An 18559-nucleotide genomic window follows, 5' to 3' on the forward strand; every position below is an offset into this window, starting at 1 on the left:
TCCCGGCCTGATCGGGCCGGGTAATGCGCTTATAAAGGCTGAGCGTGCAGACGCTGGCGCTGCACGCTCGCCGCATCCACACACTTCAATGCCCCTGTCGGGCAAGCCTCCACGCAGGCTGGCCCCGTATCACGATGCCAACAGAGATCGCATTTCACCGCCTGTACGCGCGAGGTTTGTGCAACAACGTTCATTGCGCCGAACGGGCACGCCAACATGCAGCTTTTACAACCAATACAGCGCACCTGCTCAACAAAAATGTGTCCACGATCGCGACGAATGGCCTGTGTCGGGCAAACATTGGCGCACGGTGCGTCTTCACACTGATGACAGGCAACGGCGGTGGTAAAGGTATTTTCCTTAATAACCCGGATGCGCGAGACAAAGTGTTCTGCTGACACCGCGGCACAGTCCTGATTCTCCTGATGCGAGACCACGCAAGCGACTTCACAGGTACGACAGCCAATACACTTAGTCGCATCCGCCATGATAAACCGGTTCATTGCACCCTCCCCCCGCCATAAAACCACAGAGTGCCAGAGAGAATAGCGCGGCTGCCTTGATCAAACAGGGGAAATGGTCGAATTTTGTCAAATGCCAGAAACGTTCAGGGGATTCGCCTTATACTTACGACCGGATTTCTGCCTGACGCATAAAAAAAACCCTGGGCGTTGACGTCCAGGGGAATAATCCGCAGGCGACATCACGCTGCGGAATAAGCTGGCACCCGATTGAGTGATACCTATATTTGATAATCTGCCTCATCAACCGCACTGTAGAGCGGTTGAATATTATCCAGTGCCAGTATGTATCCGCTTCCTTTTACGCTAACGATGGAATGCTGAGGTAATCCCAGCAAATATAATTTGTTGTTGAGATTTTTAACCATCGTAGACAAACGCTGTGTGGAAGCACTTAATTCATTTTTTTCCCAGACGTTGACGAGTAACTCATCTTTTGAAACATAATGGGTCCTGGCGTTCAGTAAAAGATAAACAAACAAGCGTAGCATTGTGCGGTTAAAAAATACGCCACCAAATGCAATAACACTGTCCATTTTATTTACCGGCAGCCTGAAAATTCTCGACTCACTGATATCAAAAAATATTTCCCGACCTATCATAAATCCATGTAACTGGTATTCCATCATTACATACTCACGTTTTACTGAACTATCGATAGCTAAACATGTGTAAGTCCTTGTAGATATTGTCTTACGCAAGTTTAAAAAAAATAGAGTTAATTTCAATAGATACCTGAAGCGTTCATTTTAATCTCGCCGCAAGCAAAGTGCAGACTGAATACCTAAAAGATCAATCCAGGCGCTGTTAAATAATCTCTAAAAACAAATTAGTAGAGCGTTATTCTATTTCAGTGTGAATATTCGACAATACAAGTTAAACGGGCATATTTATCACAAATTACAGCTTAATATGCTGCATGGATCAATAATGCGTCATGGAGAGGGAAAGTGACTCCCGGCAACAGTGCGTTCCGGGACAATTATTATTACAGTGTAGTTCTCTTAACTGAAGAGCGGTAGAAATATGCCGAACAGCGGCAGACCTGTGAATTGACCCAATCCCAGGCCGGGACAATGGCCGCTGTCCGGCAATTCTTCTTATTCTTTTAGAAGCGCCAGCTCACGCCTGACATGAAAGTAAAGCTGTCATCACGGTCGATCATCGGGCTGTCTTTGATTTCATCTGGCAGCACGCTGTAAGCCGCGCTCGCCATCAGAATAATGTTGTCAGTGACGGGGTATTTTGCGGTCAGGCTGACGTAAGGAACCCAACTGTCCTGTGCGGAATAGCGATCCAGACCACTGCGACGGGATTCACTGCCTGACACACCGTAATAGTAGTCGTTGAAATTTTCATCGTAGTAAAGCACGCCAGCAGACGGGATCAAAGCAAGCTGTCCGACAGGAATTTTACGGAACAGTGATAATTCTCCCATCCAGCCATTGCTGTTATCCAGAACATCTGCGGCCGCAGAAACTTTCACGCTGCCCCAATTTTCATGATGATACCAGGCCGCGCCCGCCATTATCGTACTGTCACGCTTGTCGAGCTTTTTCATGGCGTGGTCGTCGTTATCGCCAGGATCAAATTCCAACGGCATCCAGGAAGCGGTCAGACTAAATTCATTTTGTTCACTTTTAGACAAAATGTAGCCCAGCGTGGTTTGCCGAACATAGAATGATTCGCCTTCATAACTAATGAGGGGAATAGCATGGGTATTTTCATTATACCCGCGATAAGGAGATTCATTATATATCGCACCCGCGCCAATGGATAATTCCGAAGCAGATGCACTGGCGATAAAGGAGAAAGCAAATAGTGCCACTATATTGCGTTTAATTAACATGCCCGACGTTCCATTTAAAATAAGCCACAAAGCGTCGAAATAATAATGCTTACAAATTCGTCGGTGCAAGGCACATATTTATATAGTAATATATAAAAACTTATATATATTGGGCTGCTGTGATGAATAAATTACAACTCAAGCATCGGGAATTAAAGATCATCTCGGTCATTGCCGCCAGTGAAAACATCAGTCATGCCGCAACTGTTCTCGGCATCGCCCAGGCCAACGTCAGCAAATATCTTGCTGATTTTGAATCAAAAGTCGGCCTTAAGGTTTTTGACCGGACGACCCGGCAACTGACGCTGACCCCTTTTGGTGCGGCGCTTCTGCCCTACATTAATGATATGCTCGACAGAAACGCGCAGCTAAATCATTTCATTGCTGATTATAAACACGAAAAGCGAGGGCGAGTAACGGTGTACGCGCCGACAGGCATCATCGCTTACTTATCGAAACAGGTTATCGCCAGAATTAAAGACATTGGCGACATCTCTTTGTCGCTGAAAACCAGCAACCTTGAGCCAAAAGCCTTTTATGAAGGCGTCGAGTTTCCTGACGACTGTGACGTGTTAATTACCTATGCCCACCCGAAAGATGAATCACTGGTTGCCAGTTTTATTACCAAATATGCAGTGACGGCCTTTGCCAGCCAGACTTACCTTGAAAAGCACCCGCTAAGCCGACCTGAAGACCTTGAGCATCACTCCTGCATCCTGATCGATTCTATGATGATTGATGATGCCAACATCTGGCGCTTCAACAGTGCCGGCAGTAAAGAGATGCGCGACTATCGCGTGACGGGGAACTACGTTTGTGACAATACCCTGTCGGCGCTGGAACTGGCGCGCAACCATCTGGGTATTGTGTTTGCACCCAATGAAAGCGTGAAAAACGATCTGAAGGCCGGGACGCTCGTCCCTTGCTTTTCAGAACAGCATGAGTGGTGGCTGGACCTGGTCGCGATCTTCCGCAAGCGGGAGTATCAGCCCTGGCGAGTTCAGTATGTACTGGATGAGATGTTACGGGAAATCCGCAACCAGCTTGCTCAGACGCAACTGTTGCGTCCCGAGCAAGATTCAATCATCGACAATTAATGATCGAGATAAAGGTAATGTACCCAACTGGTCATGCGCAACAATACCTTACGCATGACCGAGACATGGCTGAAATGGTCGGAGTAGACCGCGACCTGTGCATAAATTCCATCCGGTAATGCACGTAAATCAGCATGATCGTTCAACTCGATCGTGGCAATGACACCTTCCGCCCCCGGTACCGTATTCAACGACTGTAACGTCCCGGTCGACTGGTATGTCCCACCAGGCACTGCCGGACTGATGGCAGCCAGCTTACCGCTGAATACCTTGCCCGGTAAGGCATTGAATACCACTTCCGCGTCATCGCCGGGCTCCAGTCGCAGCAACGAGTTCTGGCGGAATTGCGCGACAATTTGTCGCTTCTGAGCAGGAATAAATACCATCACCGGGCGCAGAGGCAGTGAGGCTGCATAGGTTCCCGGGCGAATCAGCACCTGGGTTACATAACCGTCACTCGGCGCGCGAACGATGGTTTGTTCCAGGTTATATTCCGCCTCGGCCAACTGCGCTTTCAGACTGGCTATCTGGGAGTGCTCACCCATTACCTGGCTGTCTAACTGGCTTTGAATCTGCTGTTGTTCCGCCGCTGACGATTTAACCGAAGCCTCCTGCGCCAGGTAGTTCTGCCGTGCGACGTCAATGTCGCGCTCAGAGAATGGATTCACCTTCGCCTGACTCCCCTGCGCATAACGCTGATACTCCTTCGCAAACTTGTCTCGCGTGGCTTTTGCCTGCTGGGTATTGGCGGTCATTTCATCCAGTTCGGCACCCAGCGCATGCTGCTTATGTTGCGCCGTCACAATATCCGCCAGCAGACGATCCACCCTGGCCTGATAGCGCGTGGGATCAAGCCTGAACAGCACTTCACCTTTTTTAATCAGCGTATTTTTCTTATCCGTCACTTCAATCACTACGCCAGTGACCTGCGGAACAACGGGAATAGACACCACCGCTTTTTGCGCTTTAAATGTATAGGGGTGGTTGTAATTCATTAATAAGATTAAACCGCTGACAATAAATATTCCCCCCAGCGCCGCCGTCGGTATGGTCCATTTATTAACGGGAATGTTGAAGATCTTAAAAATCGCCCATGCGAAAGCCACATAGGTCAGGATAATCAGTAAATCCATAATTAATACTCGCCAGAAGAGGATTTCAGGTCAGCCAGTTGTTTTTCCAGCCCGGCAATACGCTCCTGGAGTTGCACAACACCAGATTCAGTATTTTGCATTCCCCACCCGCGTTCCGGACGATAGAGCGTGGCCCAAATCCACAAGAAAGGCCAGATAACATGTAATGTAAACAAACTCACCCACCCCGCGACATGAATAGCATCGGCATGAGGATGATTGCGTTTTTTCGCAATTAAATAGGGAATATCATGTAAAATAATAATTCCGTAGAAAATGACGAGGAATACAAAAATCAGCACCCCAAGCGCAAAATAATCGAGAAACATATTCCTCCCAGAGAATAGAATCAAAAAAAAAGAGTTCGAGAATGATAGTGGAATGACCAGATGCCCTGCAATTCTCATATTTATATATCGACATATGGTTTTTTATATACAGTCCATTTTTTAGTATGTTGTTTTTTATGCACATCGCAGTTTATTATGTTTAAACATCAATACAAGGGAACAAAAATGAACAACGCGGAAACCTCATCCACCGTCAGCCTTAAGCGCATCAAAGCGGTCACTATTTACCGTTTATTACTTATTGGCCTTGGTATCCCAATGATATCTTTCAGTTTTATTTGTGGCGTTTTGAGTCTCTTCGGCTTTGACCTGGTAAAATGGAACGATCAACCCGTGCATGGTGTAATGGCGATTCCTGCCGCGCTGTTCAGCGGTGTGTTTATCACCGTACTGTTCACCGTTTTCATCGGGTCGATTGCCTGCCTGGGACTGTGGGTCTACAGCCGTTTCCGTCCGTTACAGGTAAAGGTGTTGGATTAATCGTTATGCCCGATAAGCAAAGCGCCATCGGGCATAACGCGGTCAGTTAAAAGAGTCCCAGCGGTTTATCGGAGTAGCTCACCAGTAAACATTTTGTCTGCTGATAGTGCTCCAGCATCATCTTGTGGGTTTCGCGTCCAATCCCCGACTGCTTGTAGCCACCAAAGGCCGCATGAGCCGGGTAAGCATGGTAGCAGTTGGTCCATACGCGTCCTGCCTGAATACCGCGTCCCATTTTATACGCCAGGTTACCGTTACGGCTCCAGACGCCCGCTCCGAGACCGTACTGGGTATCGTTGGCTAGCTCCAGCGCCTCGTCCATTGTTTTGAACGTGGTCACCGCCAGTACCGGGCCAAAGATCTCCTCCTGGAACACGCGCATATTATTCTTACCAGACAGGATGGTCGGCTCGAGGTAATAGCCGTCTTTCAGTTCACCTTCAAGCTGCTTACGCCGCCCACCGGTCAGGACATCCGCCCCTTCTTTCTTACCGATATCAATGTAATTCAGGATAGTTTCCATCTGCCCATGAGAGACCTGTGCCCCCATTTGCGTCACGCTGTCCAACGGGTTACCGCTGCGGATGCTTTCTACGCGGCGAATGGCGCGCTCCATAAAGCGTTCGTAGATGGATTCCTGCACCAGCGCGCGGCTCGGACAAGTGCACACTTCACCCTGGTTAAAGGCAAAGAGCGCAAAACCTTCCAGCGCCTTATCGAAAAATGCATCCTCTTCGTCCATCACGTCGGCGAAGAAAATGTTCGGTGATTTCCCGCCCAGCTCCAGAGTGACCGGGATGATATTCTGCGTGGCATATTGCATGATCTGCTGCCCGACTTCCGTCGAGCCGGTGAATGCCACTTTAGCAATACGCTTCGAGGTTGCCAGATACTCGCCAATCTCTCCACCCGCGCCGTTCACTACGTTCACCACGCCAGGCGGGAGGAGATCGCCAATCACTTCCATCAGCAGTAAAACGGACAGCGGCGTCAGGCGGGCAGGTTTAAGCACTACGCAGTTTCCTGCCGCCAGCGCGGGCGCCATTTTCCAGCTCGCCATCAATAAGGGGAAATTCCACGGGATAATTTGTCCGACCACGCCGAGCGGTTCGTGGAAGTGATAAGCTACAGTGTCGCTATCCACTTCACTGATCCCGCCCTCCTGGGCGCGAATACAGGAGGCGAAATAGCGGAAATGGTCGATTGCCAGCGGGACATCCGCCGCGCTGGTTTCACGGATCGGCTTACCGTTATCCCAGGTTTCCGCCGTCGCCAGCAGTTCGAGGTTCTGCTCCATACGGTCGGCAATCTTGAACAGAATCGCCGCCCGATCCTGAACAGAAGTATGCGCCCACTGGTCTTTCACCTTGTGGGCCGCGTCGAGCGCCAGGTCAATGTCCCTTTTACCGGAAGAAGCCACTTCGCATAACAGTTGCCCGGTGACGGGCGTCAGGTTCTGGTAATACTCGCCGTCACTCGGGGCAACCCAGTCACCACCGATAAAGTTGTCGTAACGGGCCTTTAACTTCAGGGGAAAACCGTACTCGCCGGGCTGAATACGGGGAGGGTTATTGGTCATGATCGTCTCCTTGCTCCAGGTGTATAACAAGGGTAGACGGGGCTGGCGATTTTCTCGCCAGCCGCTTATAGGTTTACGATAGCGGTCACGAATTACATCGCCGCACGATAGATCGCCATAATCTCGTCGTGCGTGGCCTGAATTGGGTTAGTCAGACCGCAGGCATCTTTCAACGCATTAGCCGCCAGCACCGGAATATCTTCTTCTTTCACGCCCAGGGCTCGCAGACCCGCCGGGATATTCACCTGCTGCGCCAGCGCGCGGATCGCCTCGATACAGGCTTCTGCGCCTTCGGCGTCGGTCATCCCTGCAACTTGAACCCCCATAGCTGCCGCGCAATCACGCAGACGCGCTGCGGCCACCTGGCTGTTGAATACCTGAACGTGTGGCAGCAGGACGGCATTACACACACCGTGCGGCAGGTCATAGAAACCGCCTAACTGGTGCGCCATCGCGTGGACGTAACCTAATGACGCATTATTGAAGGCCATCCCCGCCAGGAACTGCGCATAGGCCATCGCTTCACGCGCATGCACATTGCCGCCCGATTCCACGGCAACGACCAGATTATCAGAAATCATGGTCATCGCTTTCAGGGCGCAGGCATCCGTGATCGGCGTAACGGCCACAGAAACATAGGCTTCAATCGCATGGGTCAGCGCGTCCATGCCGGTCGCCGCCGTCAGCGATTTTGGCATGCCGATCATCAGCGAAGAGTCATTTACCGAGAGCAGTGGCGTGACGTGTTTATCCACAATCGCCATTTTGATGTGGCGATCGACGTCAGTGATGATGCAGAAACGCGTCATTTCAGAGGCGGTTCCTGCCGTGGTGTTAATCGCAATCATCGGCAACTGTGGTTTTGCCGAGCGATCAACGCCTTCATAATCGCGAATATCGCCGCCATTGGCGGCCACCAGCGCAATCCCTTTGGCGCAATCATGTGGGGAACCGCCACCCAGCGAAATAACGCTGTCGCAATCATTTTCTTTCAGGATTTTCAGGCCATCGGCGACATTAATTGTCGTCGGATTAGGGTGTGTACCATCAAATATGACGCTGAAAATACCATGTTTCTGCAATGCTTTTTGAATATCACCCGCCATGCCTAATTTCGTCAGCACACTGTCGGTGACAATTAACGTCCGATGAAAGCCATATTCCACCATAGCATTCATTGCATCTTTTAATGAATCAGCCCCAATTATATTCACAGAAGGAATATAAAATGTAGAAGCAGCCATATGCTCAATCCTTAATAGTTCTTGAAGGGATTGCAGCATACGAACGAATCTCAGGAGAAAATATGATCACAGCGGTGTTTATTTAATGAAAAAATAAAAGAGCACATTAGGCTACAAATTAATGGGCTCTTTTCGTCTCGACCTATTTATTAGGTCAATTCTTTCTTATTTTTAATAAATTGTATTATTCCTTTGCCGGAAATAATAACGCATCGCGTAACAGGTGATCATTTCCACGACGACGCGTAAAGCCAATCCGGTCGAAATATTCCAGTATCTGAATCGCCAGCTTTCGCCCTACGCCCAACCGATCGCGAAAATCCGCCGCGCAGGTTGAGCCTTTCTCCTGATCCAGTTCGCGGATCATGCTGGCGAAAGCCACAATGCGATCGTTACGGTAGTAACGATCTTTTACGATCGCCGTAATCATCCCCTGCTGCGCCGCCTGCCGCAACACCAGACGCATGGTCTGCTCCTCGGTCGCGGTTTCACGCGCGAGATCGCGGACCCACCAGGGCTCGTCACCAAATAACGGCGCGGCTTTAAGCCAGGTAGCCTGCTGTTCGTCAGTAAACCCTGCCTTGTGATCCGGCAGATGCAACCAGCCATGGTGGCTGTGAATATCGCCGCTGTCGCGCATTTGTTCAATCAACAACAGCACCAGCGCTTCATCTTCCATCGGCAGCGCCATACGACGCAGGCGTTCGCGCCCCGGACCAGGCTCATCGCGATGTTGTTCATGGTAAGTCGCCAGCGTGTCGAGGATTTTGCGCTGCCAGCGCGCGGCAACTTCCGCATTCAGCAGGCTGTAACCTGCCTGAATAAATCCATGCTGGTGAATGAGCGAACGCATACCGTCGCCATTTAGCTGGCGCGCCCACGCAAAATCGGGCAGATTGACCGCCCCGCGTTGCAGGTGCACCGCCAGCGCGGCACCGTCATCTTTCGCCGCCGCCAGTGACGCCAGCCATTGCAGATACTCGGGTTTACGTTTGCCGCGACGTGGCGGATTAAGTGCAACCACCCGCGCCCCGGCCAGCGTCGCGCGCGCGGAGATATCGCGCAGCACAAGCCGGTCGTTATCGGCCAGCAGCAGGGGCGTATCAAACACCAGTTCCGCCAGGTTAGCTTCCAGCAGCGATACCCGCCCGGTCACATGACTCGCCGCATGGTGAATATGTAGCGGCTGCCACTGCGTAAGCGGGACGTGGCTTTCCAGCGCGACAATCACCCGCGTGAACGGCTCAGGCGGGGCGTCTGAAAGCAGCCAGTCACCCCGGTTAAGCTGCTCCTTTTCAGCATCGCCGACGATATTCAGCGCGATGCGCTGCCCGGCATGAGCATGCTCACTCGCCTGGTTTTGCGCGTGAAGTCCGCGCACGCGCACAGATGCGTTCACGCCGGTCAGCCACAGCGTATCCCCAACGTTTACTTCACCGCTCAGCGCAGTACCGGTCACCACCAGCCCGGCGCCTTTTACAGTAAAGGCACGATCGATAGCCAGTCTGAACGTCTGATTCATGGCGTGTTCGCGGGCGGGCAGTTGCTGCAAATGTTCGCGTAACGCCTCAATCCCGCGGCCTTCATTCGCGGCCGTCACAAATAGCGTCGCCTGCGCAAAGCCATACTCGCGCAGGACATTCTCCACCTGCTGTTGGACCTCCTGCACCCGCGTATCATCCACACGGTCGGCTTTGGTCAGCGCCACCGTCAGCGTCGGATTCCCGGTCAATTGCAGGATCGCCAGGTGTTCGCGCGTTTGCGCCATCACGCCATCGTCACAGGCTACCACCAGCAACGCATGATCGATTCCGCCCACGCCCGCCAGCATGTTTGAGAGAAACTTCTCGTGACCGGGAACATCGATAAAGCCCAGCACACGCCCGTCTGGCTGCGGCCAGTAGGCATAGCCCAGGTCGATGGTCATGCCACGCTTTTTCTCTTCCGGCAGGCGATCGGCATTCACGCCGGTAATGGCCTGCAGCAGCGTCGTTTTCCCGTGGTCGACATGTCCGGCGGTCGCAATAATCATTTCAACAACATCTCCATAAACCGGGTCTCATCTTCAAGACAGCGTAAATCCAGCCACAGTCGGCCCTCGTAAATCCGGCCGATAACCGGAACCGGTAGCTCACGCCAGCGGGTCGCCAGGGCTTCAAGACGGCTTCCGCGGCCGTCGTGCGGTGTAAAGGTTAATGCCGCGCTGGGGAGCCGATCAACCGGCAAAGAGCCACTGCCGATTTGCGACAGACAGGGCTGTACGCTCACCGCAAACTCCGCACCATAGTGCGCGGCCAGCGGCGCCAGAAGCCGCTCCGCCTGAGACTGAATCGCGTCTTTACGTCGGGTCAACAGGCGCAGCGTCGGCAGTTTCTCGGCCAGCGCTTCCGGGTGGAGATACAGACGCAACGTCGCTTCCAGCGCAGCAAGAGTCATTTTATCCGCCCGCAACGCACGTTTAAGCGGATGACGCTGCAATTGCGCAATCATCACTTTCTTACCGACGATGATCCCAGCCTGCGGACCGCCCAATAGCTTGTCGCCCGAGAAGCTCACCAGGCTAACACCCGCGGCAATCAACTGCTGCGGCATTGGCTCTTTCGGCAGGCCGTACTGGCTCAAATCGACCAGCGAACCACTACCAAGATCGGCCACAACAGGAATATCCAGCGCCTGGCCGATCTGGACCAGCTCCGTTTCATCAACAGAGTGGGTAAACCCTTCGATGCTGTAATTACTGGTATGTACCTTCATCAGCAGGCCGGTGTTTTCATTTACCGCCTGGCGATAGTCATCGGCATGCGTCCGGTTAGTGGTTCCCACTTCATGTAGCGTACACCCAGCCTGACGCATCACATCCGGGATGCGAAACGCGCCGCCGATCTCCACCAGCTCACCGCGTGATACCACCACCTCTTTACCGGCGGCGGTGGCGGCCAGCATCAGCAGTACCGCCGCCGCGTTGTTATTCACAATGCAGGCATCTTCCGCGCCGGTGATACGGCACAGCAATTCCGCCAGTGCGCGGTCACGATGCCCGCGTCCCGCGCCGTCCAGATCATATTCCAGCGTCACCGGCGAGCGCATGGCCTGCGTGACAGCCGCGACGGCCTCTTCAGCCTGTAAAGCGCGACCCAGATTGGTATGTAACACCGTGCCCGTCAGGTTAATCACCGGGCGCAGCGCACTCTGGGCCTCTTTTTCCAGCCGAAGGTTCACCTCCTGCGCCCAGTCTTCACACCACGCTGGCAACGCCTGCGTGTCGCGTATCACCTCTCTTGCTTCATCAAGCAATTGACGAAGCAGATCAACGACACGGGTATGCCCGTGAGTCTCACGCAGGGTAAGAAATTCACTTTCACGCAATAAGCGATCAATGGCGGGAAGCTGACTATAGAGCGAACGGGTTTCGGTCGTCATGAAAAGGCCTGGCTGTGGGTGACCCTCCCCACAACGGGGAGGGATATCGACATAGAGGGGATTGTAACGTGAGATTGCCTGGACGGACAGAATATGAATCAAGCCTTTGGGGGTTCAGTGCGGGCAAAACTCTCGCGCTGAAACAGCGTCTCCACCAGCTTGACCAGGTGAGGTCGGCTCACGCACCAGCCCGGTGAGACGCGGCGGAAGTTGAGATAGCCCACCGCGCAGGCAATGGCGATGGTCGCCAGATCAACCGTGTCAGGTTTAATCGTCCCGTCGACCAGGTACCCTTCCAGCGCATCCAGACTGCGGTTAATTTTCTCGCGCTGGCGCAACAGTTCGGTTTCCGATTGCTGCGCGGCGGGACGTGCCTGCTCGCGCACCGACACCAGACCGGCGTCCATAATCCCATCGGCCAGTGCCTCAAGTTGACGGACTTTCAGCGAGGCCAGCGGTTCACGCGGCAGCATCGCTGGCGCAATATCCAGCAGTTCAATGTATTCGGCGATAATTGGCGAATCGAACCAGTACTCCCCATCGTCAGTCACCAGCGCCGGTACTTTTCCTAACGGATTGTACTGCGCGACGCCATTTTCCGCGTTGTAGGGCAGTTCATTAACAAATTCGAATGTGATGCCTTTTTCCAACAGCAGGATCGAAATTTTTCGTACAAACGGGCTGGTGTAGCTACCAATGAGTTTCATGATCAGTCCTTTTCGCCAACACAAAACAATGAGTATGGCTCACGCAGCGGGAAAAGGCAGGTGACGGCGTTCTCAATGATCCAAATAAAGGTAGTGCATCCAACTGGTCATGCGCAGTAACACCTTACGCATGACCGAAACATGGGCGAAATGGTCGGAATAGACTGCCACTTGCGCGTAGATGCCGTCGGGTAACGCATCCACATCGGCATTCGGGTCCAGTTCAATCGTCGCCAGGACGCCATCGGTCCCGGGCACCACCGTCAGGGACTGTAATGCTCCCTGAGCCTGATACGAGCCGCCCGGCACCACAGGCAATATGCTGGTCAACTTACCGTGAAAAACTTGCCCAGGAAGCGCGTTAAATACCACCTCCGCGTCGTCGCCGGGTTCAAGACGAAGCAGCGAGTTCTGCCGGAACTGAGCGACAATCTGCCGCTTTTGTTCGGGGATAAAGACCATCACCGGACGCAGCGGTAGCGCGGCAGCGTAGGTACCGGGTCGTATCAGCACCTGGGTGACGTAGCCGTTGCTGGGCGCGCGAATAATGGTCTGTTCGAGGTTGTATTTCGCCTCTGCCAATTGCGCCCTCAGGCTGGCAATCTGCGACTGTTCGCCGTTAACCATGCTGTCTAACTGGCTTTGAATTTGCACCTGCTCAGCCACTGAACCCTTCACCAGCGCATCCTGCGCCAGATAATTTTGCCGGGCGTTATCAATATCGCTTTCTGAGAAGGGGTTCACCCGCGCCTGGCTGCCCTTCAGGTAACGCTGATAATCTTTATACAGCCGATCGCGCTCCGCAGAGACCCGCGTCGTATTAGCCTGCGCTTCTGAGAGCTGGGCTTTCAGCGTCTGGATATTATGCGTGGCGGTGACCAGATCGGCCTGTAACCTGTCCACGCGCGCCTGATAGCGAACCGGGTCGAGTTTAAATAGCACTTCACCCTTTTTAATCAGTTGGTTATTTTTATCCGTCACCTCGCTGACAATTCCGGTAACCTGCGGCGTAACAGGAATGGAAATAACGGCTTTTTGCGCAGTAAAGGTATACGGATGGTTATAGTTCATTAACAGGATCAGGCCGCTGACCAGAAATACACCGCCTAATGCCGCCGTCGCCAGCGTCCATTGATTCACCGGTATGCGGAATATTTTGAAGACTGCCCACGCCAGCGCGACGTAGGTTAATACAATCAACAGATCCATGATTAACTCTCCGGAAACGTCGTATTGTCAGCCGTGTTAACTTCGGCCAGTTTTTTCTCGAGTTGTGTAATACGCGCAGATAACGCGGCAATTTCAGGATCAGGATCTTGTCCCGGCGACGTGATGTGATTATGCATCCCCCAGCCGCGTTCCGGTTGGTAGAGGGTTGCCCAAATCCACAAAAACGGCCAGATCACATGGAGCGTAAACAGACTCACCCAGCCTGCGGTATGAATAGCATCGGCATGCGGGTGGTTGCGTTTCTTCGCAATTAAATAGGGGATATCATGGATGGCAATAACGCCGTAAAAAATCACCAGAAAGACGAAAATCAGCACACCTAACGCGAAATAATTTAGAAACATATCCGCCTCGACTTCACGCCCATTTGAGTTTTTATTGCAGGCAGCCGAATGCAATTTGGCTGATGATTTGAACATAATGGGAGTTATGCATTTTCGCCATCACGCCAAAGACTATTTTTCACGCCAGATGGTTATTTAATGACATCAGGCCAGGTGGCAACGAGAGGAATCTGCCCAGGATCACATCGGGACAAATCTGGATGAATATTTATTGTGATTCATATCACAAACATTCAACAAACAGCCAAAGATAAAACGTGAATTACATCACAAATTAATGCCATTAATGGTTCAGAACGACGATTTGTTGTTTTTTTACACAGCTGTTTTGTGATTAATGTCACATCAATTACCTCCCTACCCCCTATATTTATGTGACGCAAATCACATTAAAGGTCGCTGACTGGACAGCTTAACGATTCAGTGCCAGATTTCGCAGTATCTACAGGGTCCGGCTACCTCTGCCGCTACATTAACAAAACCTCGGGCTTCCAGCCTGCGCGATAGCAAACATAAGAAGGGGTGTTTTTATGTCATCCGATATTAAGATCAAGGTGCAAAGCTTTGGTCGATTCCTCAGCAATATGGTGATGCCAAATATCGGCGCGTTTATCGCGTGGGGTATTATCACTGCACTATTTATTCCGACAGGGTGGTTGCCAAACGAAACGCTGGCGAAGCTGGTTGGCCCAATGATCACCTATCTCCTGCCGCTGCTGATCGGTTATACCGGCGGTAGACTGGTGGGTGGCGAACGCGGCGGCGTGGTGGGCGCAATCACCACCATGGGCGTGATCGTCGGCGCAGACATGCCGATGTTCCTCGGTGCAATGATCGCCGGTCCTCTGGGCGGCTGGGCAATCAAACATTTCGATGGTTGGGTAGACGGTAAGATCAAATCCGGTTTTGAGATGCTGGTGAATAACTTCTCCGCTGGCATCATCGGTATGATCCTCGCCATTCTGGCATTCCTCGGCATTGGTCCAGCAGTTGAAGTTCTGTCGAAAGTGTTGGCTGCAGGCGTTAACTTCATGGTTGTCCATGACATGTTGCCGCTGGCATCTATCTTCGTTGAACCGGCGAAAATCCTGTTCCTGAACAACGCCATCAACCACGGTATCTTCTCACCGCTGGGTATTCAGCAGTCCCATGAGTTGGGTAAATCCATCTTCTTCCTGATTGAAGCCAACCCGGGTCCGGGGATGGGTGTTCTGCTGGCGTACATGTTCTTTGGTCGCGGTAGCGCTAAACAGTCTGCAGGCGGTGCGGCAATCATCCACTTCCTGGGCGGTATCCACGAAATTTACTTCCCGTATGTGCTGATGAACCCGCGTCTGATCCTCGCCGTTATCCTCGGCGGTATGACGGGTGTGTTTACGCTGACTCTCCTGAATGGCGGTCTGGTTTCTCCGGCTTCTCCGGGTTCAATCCTGGCAGTGCTGGCGATGACGCCAAAAGGCGCCTACTTCGCTAACATCGCGGCAATCTGTGCGGCGATGGCGGTCTCCTTCGTTGTCTCTGCCATTCTGCTGAAAACCAGCAAAGTGAAAGAAGACGATGACATTGAAGCGGCGACCCGCCGTATGCATGACATGAAAGCAGAATCCAAAGGCGGTACTCCGCTGTCTGCTGGCGATGTCACCAACGACCTGAGCCACGTGCGTAAAATCATCGTTGCCTGTGATGCCGGTATGGGTTCCAGCGCAATGGGCGCCGGCGTACTGCGTAAGAAAGTGCAGGATGCCGGTCTGAGCCAGATCTCGGTCACCAACAGCGCGATTAACAACCTGCCGCCGGATGTTGACCTGGTCATCACTCACCGCGATCTCACCGAACGTGCGATGCGTCAGGTTCCGCAGGCGCAGCATATTTCGCTGACCAACTTCCTCGACAGCGGCCTGTACTCCAGCCTGACCGAGCGTCTGGTTGCCGCTCAGCGCCACACTGACAATGAAGTCAAAGTCCGCGACAGCCTGAAAGACAGCTTTGACGAAGGGGATAACAACCTGTTCAAACTGGGTGCGGAGAATATCTTCCTCGGACGTACGGCAACGACCAAAGAAGAAGCGATTCGCTTCGCCGGTGAGCAGCTGGTGAAAGGCGGTTACGTTGAGCCAGAATATGTCGATGCGATGCTGGAACGTGAGAAACTGACCCCAACCTATCTGGGTGAGTCTATCGCCGTTCCGCACGGTACCGTTGAAGCGAAAGACCGCGTACTGAAAACCGGCGTCGTGTTCTGCCAGTATCCGCAAGGCGTTCGTTTCGGTGAAGAAGACGACGACATCGCCCGTCTGGTGATCGGTATCGCCGCTCGCAACAACGAGCACATTCAGGTGATTACCAGCCTGACCAACGCGCTGGATGACGAATCCGTCATCGAACGCCTGGCTAACACCACCAGCGTTGATGAAGTGCTGGCGCTGCTGGCAGGTCGTAAGTAAACCCCGAGGCCCGGTGACACTGCGCTTATCGGGCCGACCCAATCCTCTCCTTTGTGGAGAGGGTTTGGGTGAGGGAGCAACAGATAACCCCTCACCCCAGCCCTCTCGGGTAAAAACATTAATGAAGGTTACTACTATGAAAGCATTACATTTTGGCGCAGGTAATATCGGTCGTGGCTTTATCGGCAAACTGCTGGCGGACGCGGGGATACAACTGACATTCGCTGATGTAAATCAGGTCGTGCTCGACGCCCTGAATGCCCGTCATAGCTACCAGGTTCACGTTGTGGGTGAAAATGAGCAGGTGGATACCGTGACTGGCGTCAATGCGGTAAGCAGCATTGGCGATGATGTTGTTGAGCTGATCGCCCAGGTTGACCTGGTCACCACGGCCGTTGGCCCGGTCGTGCTGGAGCGCATCGCTCCGGCCATCGCCAAAGGCCTGGTCAAACGCAAAGCGCAAGGGATCACCACCCCGCTGAACATCATCGCCTGTGAAAATATGGTACGAGGCACCACTCAACTGAAAGGTCATGTGCTGAACGCGCTGGCTGAAGACGACAAAGCCTGGGTTGACACCCATGTCGGCTTCGTGGATTCCGCCGTTGACCGCATCGTGCCGCCGTCAGCCTCTGCGACCCACGACCCGCTGGAAGTGACTGTCGAAACCTTCAGCGAGTGGATCGTTGACCAGACCCAGTTCAAAGGCGAGCTGCCGAACATCCCGGGAATGGAATTAACTGATAACCTGATGGCATTTGTCGAACGTAAACTCTTCACGCTGAACACCGGGCATGCTATAACCGCGTACCTCGGAAAATTGACCGGTCATCAGACCATCCGCGACGCGATTCTCGACGAGAAAATCCGCGCAGTGGTCAAAGGGGCAATGGAAGAGAGCGGCGCGGTGCTGATCAAACGCTACGGTTTTGATGCCGACAAGCATGCGGCATACATTCAGAAAATCCTCGGTCGTTTTGAAAACCCGTATCTGAAAGATGACGTTGAGCGCGTTGGTCGCCAGCCGCTGCGTAAACTGAGCGCGGGTGACCGTTTAATCAAACCGTTGCTGGGTACGCTGGAATACCATTTGCCGCACGCTAACCTGGTCAAAGGGATTGCTGCCGCGATGCACTTCCGTAGCGAAGACGATCCGCAGGCGCAGGAGCTGGCCGCGCTGATCGCCGAGAAAGGCCCACAGACTGCGCTGGCCCAGATTTCCGGGCTGGATATCAACAGCGATGTCGTTGCCGAGGCCGTTAGCGCATATAACGCAAAGTAATGATGCTGGAACTGGCGCAGGAGCCCCTGCGCCTGATTAATAGATTGTCAGATATGCAGGCAATAATGGAACAAACCCAGGCCTTTGAAAATCGTGTGCTTGAGCGTCTGAATGCTGGCAAAACCGTACGGAGCTTCCTGATCACCGCCGTGGAGTTACTCACCGAGGCGGTAAACATTCTGGTGCTTCAGGTGTTTCGCAAAGATGACTACGCAGTGAAGTACGCTGTAGAACCGTTACTCGACGGCGACGGACCGCTGGGCGATCTGTCTGTGCGCCTGAAACTGATCTACGGTCTGGGCGTCCTCAGTCGTTCTGAATATGAAGACGCAGAGCTGCTGATGGCGATGCGCGAAGAGATGAATCATGACGGCAATGAGTATGCCTTTACGGATGATGAGATTCTCGGGCCGTTCGGTGAACTGCACTGCGTACTGGCGCTGCCACCCCCGCCGCAGTTTGACGCCGCCGACCCCAGTTTGTACGCCATGCAAATCCAGCGCTACCAGCAAGCGGTGCGCTCGACGATGGTTCTCTCCCTGACTGAGCTGATTTCTAAAATCAGCTTAAAAAAAGCCTTCCAGAAGTAGGCCTCGCTCTGCCTGCTACTCCTTTTCCTGCACGGGTTGATACAGGCGCCGGTAATAATTCAGTCGTTGCAGGTACATCTGCGCATTTTCTGCAGGCACTTCGCTCGGAACGTCATCACGCGCAGGCATTTTATTCAGATACTCTTTAAACGCCTGACTTGAGGCCATAAAATCCACAGCTTTATCAATCAGAAGCGGAACATTCTCGCCTATTTTTGCCATGTTATCTCCTCCATGCGGTCCCGCCGTGCTTAAGCGCAACGGTCAATTTTAGTGTAGGATCGCCCGC

At 52.8% G+C, this 18559-nt stretch carries 18 protein-coding genes; 5 read left to right on the plus strand and 13 right to left on the minus strand.

Features of this window, described 5'->3' with window-relative positions:
• Positions 1 to 29: 29 nt before the first annotated feature.
• The 3 genes from C2U53_RS08780 to C2U53_RS08790 form a co-directional block, all read right to left on the minus strand.
• A complete protein-coding gene (locus C2U53_RS08780; protein ID WP_042998585.1) occupies positions 30 to 503 on the minus strand; it encodes a 4Fe-4S dicluster domain-containing protein in 474 nt (157 codons plus the stop codon).
• A 239-nt stretch (positions 504 to 742) separates the two neighbouring features.
• Positions 743 to 1150, minus strand: coding sequence for a helix-turn-helix domain-containing protein (locus C2U53_RS08785; protein ID WP_224267565.1), 408 nt, complete (start codon positions 1148 to 1150; stop codon positions 743 to 745).
• A gap of 479 nt (positions 1151 to 1629) precedes the next feature.
• On the minus strand, positions 1630 to 2370 hold the full coding sequence (locus C2U53_RS08790; RefSeq protein WP_042998586.1) for a MipA/OmpV family protein: 741 nt from the start codon (positions 2368 to 2370) through the stop codon (positions 1630 to 1632).
• Positions 2371 to 2492: 122 nt separating this feature from the next.
• On the opposite strand from C2U53_RS08790, the gene C2U53_RS08795 reads away from it, so the two are divergent.
• Complete coding sequence (locus tag C2U53_RS08795) at positions 2493 to 3467, plus strand: LysR family transcriptional regulator (protein WP_042998587.1); 975 nt, start codon at positions 2493 to 2495, stop codon at positions 3465 to 3467.
• Here the strand turns inward: C2U53_RS08795 and C2U53_RS08800 are convergent.
• Entirely contained in the window at positions 3464 to 4600 is a 1137-nt protein-coding gene (locus tag C2U53_RS08800; RefSeq protein ID WP_042998588.1) for an HlyD family secretion protein, read from the minus strand. The two genes, C2U53_RS08795 and C2U53_RS08800, sit on opposite strands and share 4 nt — an antisense overlap.
• Before the next feature lie 2 nt (positions 4601 to 4602).
• The gene (locus C2U53_RS08805; RefSeq protein WP_042998589.1) at positions 4603 to 4929 is read right to left on the minus strand and encodes a DUF3302 domain-containing protein; all 327 of its coding nucleotides are present in this window, start codon (positions 4927 to 4929) and stop codon (positions 4603 to 4605) included.
• Between the two features lie 186 nt (positions 4930 to 5115).
• On the opposite strand from C2U53_RS08805, the gene C2U53_RS08810 reads away from it, so the two are divergent.
• Positions 5116 to 5430, plus strand: a complete 315-nt coding sequence (locus C2U53_RS08810) for a hypothetical protein (RefSeq protein WP_042998590.1) — start codon at positions 5116 to 5118, stop codon at positions 5428 to 5430.
• Positions 5431 to 5476: 46 nt separating this feature from the next.
• On the opposite strand, the gene aldB is transcribed toward C2U53_RS08810, so the two are convergent.
• The 7 genes from aldB to C2U53_RS08845 all read right to left on the minus strand — a co-directional run bounded on the left by aldB (position 5477) and on the right by C2U53_RS08845 (position 13954).
• The gene (aldB, locus tag C2U53_RS08815; protein WP_042998591.1) at positions 5477 to 7009 is read right to left on the minus strand and encodes an aldehyde dehydrogenase AldB; all 1533 of its coding nucleotides are present in this window, start codon (positions 7007 to 7009) and stop codon (positions 5477 to 5479) included.
• 92 nt (positions 7010 to 7101) lie between these two features.
• Positions 7102 to 8253 carry an L-threonine dehydrogenase gene (gene yiaY, locus C2U53_RS08820; protein ID WP_104445810.1) on the minus strand — a complete coding sequence of 384 codons (1152 nt, stop codon included), beginning with the start codon at positions 8251 to 8253 and terminating at the stop codon, positions 7102 to 7104.
• A 184-nt stretch (positions 8254 to 8437) separates the two neighbouring features.
• The gene (selB, locus tag C2U53_RS08825) at positions 8438 to 10285 is read right to left on the minus strand and encodes a selenocysteine-specific translation elongation factor (protein WP_042998593.1); all 1848 of its coding nucleotides are present in this window, start codon (positions 10283 to 10285) and stop codon (positions 8438 to 8440) included.
• On the minus strand, positions 10282 to 11673 hold the full coding sequence (gene selA, locus C2U53_RS08830; protein WP_042998594.1) for an L-seryl-tRNA(Sec) selenium transferase: 1392 nt from the start codon (positions 11671 to 11673) through the stop codon (positions 10282 to 10284). The genes selB and selA overlap by 4 nt, the downstream gene beginning before the upstream one ends.
• 98 nt (positions 11674 to 11771) lie before the next feature.
• Positions 11772 to 12380 carry a glutathione S-transferase gene (locus tag C2U53_RS08835; RefSeq protein ID WP_104445811.1) on the minus strand — a complete coding sequence of 203 codons (609 nt, stop codon included), beginning with the start codon at positions 12378 to 12380 and terminating at the stop codon, positions 11772 to 11774.
• Positions 12381 to 12452: 72 nt separating this feature from the next.
• Positions 12453 to 13589, minus strand: coding sequence for an HlyD family secretion protein (locus C2U53_RS08840; protein WP_044254327.1), 1137 nt, complete (start codon positions 13587 to 13589; stop codon positions 12453 to 12455).
• A gap of 2 nt (positions 13590 to 13591) precedes the next feature.
• Entirely contained in the window at positions 13592 to 13954 is a 363-nt protein-coding gene (locus C2U53_RS08845) for a DUF3302 domain-containing protein (RefSeq protein ID WP_044254559.1), read from the minus strand.
• Positions 13955 to 14484: 530 nt separating this feature from the next.
• On the opposite strand from C2U53_RS08845, the gene mtlA reads away from it, so the two are divergent.
• The 3 genes from mtlA to mtlR all read left to right on the plus strand — a co-directional run bounded on the left by mtlA (position 14485) and on the right by mtlR (position 18270).
• Positions 14485 to 16398, plus strand: a complete 1914-nt coding sequence (gene mtlA, locus C2U53_RS08850) for a PTS mannitol transporter subunit IICBA (protein ID WP_042998597.1) — start codon at positions 14485 to 14487, stop codon at positions 16396 to 16398.
• A 136-nt stretch (positions 16399 to 16534) separates the two neighbouring features.
• Positions 16535 to 17680, plus strand: coding sequence for a mannitol-1-phosphate 5-dehydrogenase (gene mtlD / locus C2U53_RS08860; RefSeq protein ID WP_042998598.1), 1146 nt, complete (start codon positions 16535 to 16537; stop codon positions 17678 to 17680).
• A 2-nt stretch (positions 17681 to 17682) separates the two neighbouring features.
• A complete protein-coding gene (gene mtlR, locus C2U53_RS08865) occupies positions 17683 to 18270 on the plus strand; it encodes a mannitol operon repressor MtlR (RefSeq protein ID WP_090050298.1) in 588 nt (195 codons plus the stop codon).
• Between the two features lie 15 nt (positions 18271 to 18285).
• Here mtlR and C2U53_RS08870 read toward each other — a convergent pair whose 3' ends face one another.
• On the minus strand, positions 18286 to 18492 hold the full coding sequence (locus C2U53_RS08870; RefSeq protein ID WP_042998600.1) for a hypothetical protein: 207 nt from the start codon (positions 18490 to 18492) through the stop codon (positions 18286 to 18288).
• Positions 18493 to 18559: the final 67 nt, after the last annotated feature.

The organism is Citrobacter sp. CFNIH10, from assembly GCF_002934585.1.
GTDB classification, from domain to species: Bacteria; Pseudomonadota; Gammaproteobacteria; order Enterobacterales; family Enterobacteriaceae; genus Citrobacter_A; species Citrobacter_A amalonaticus.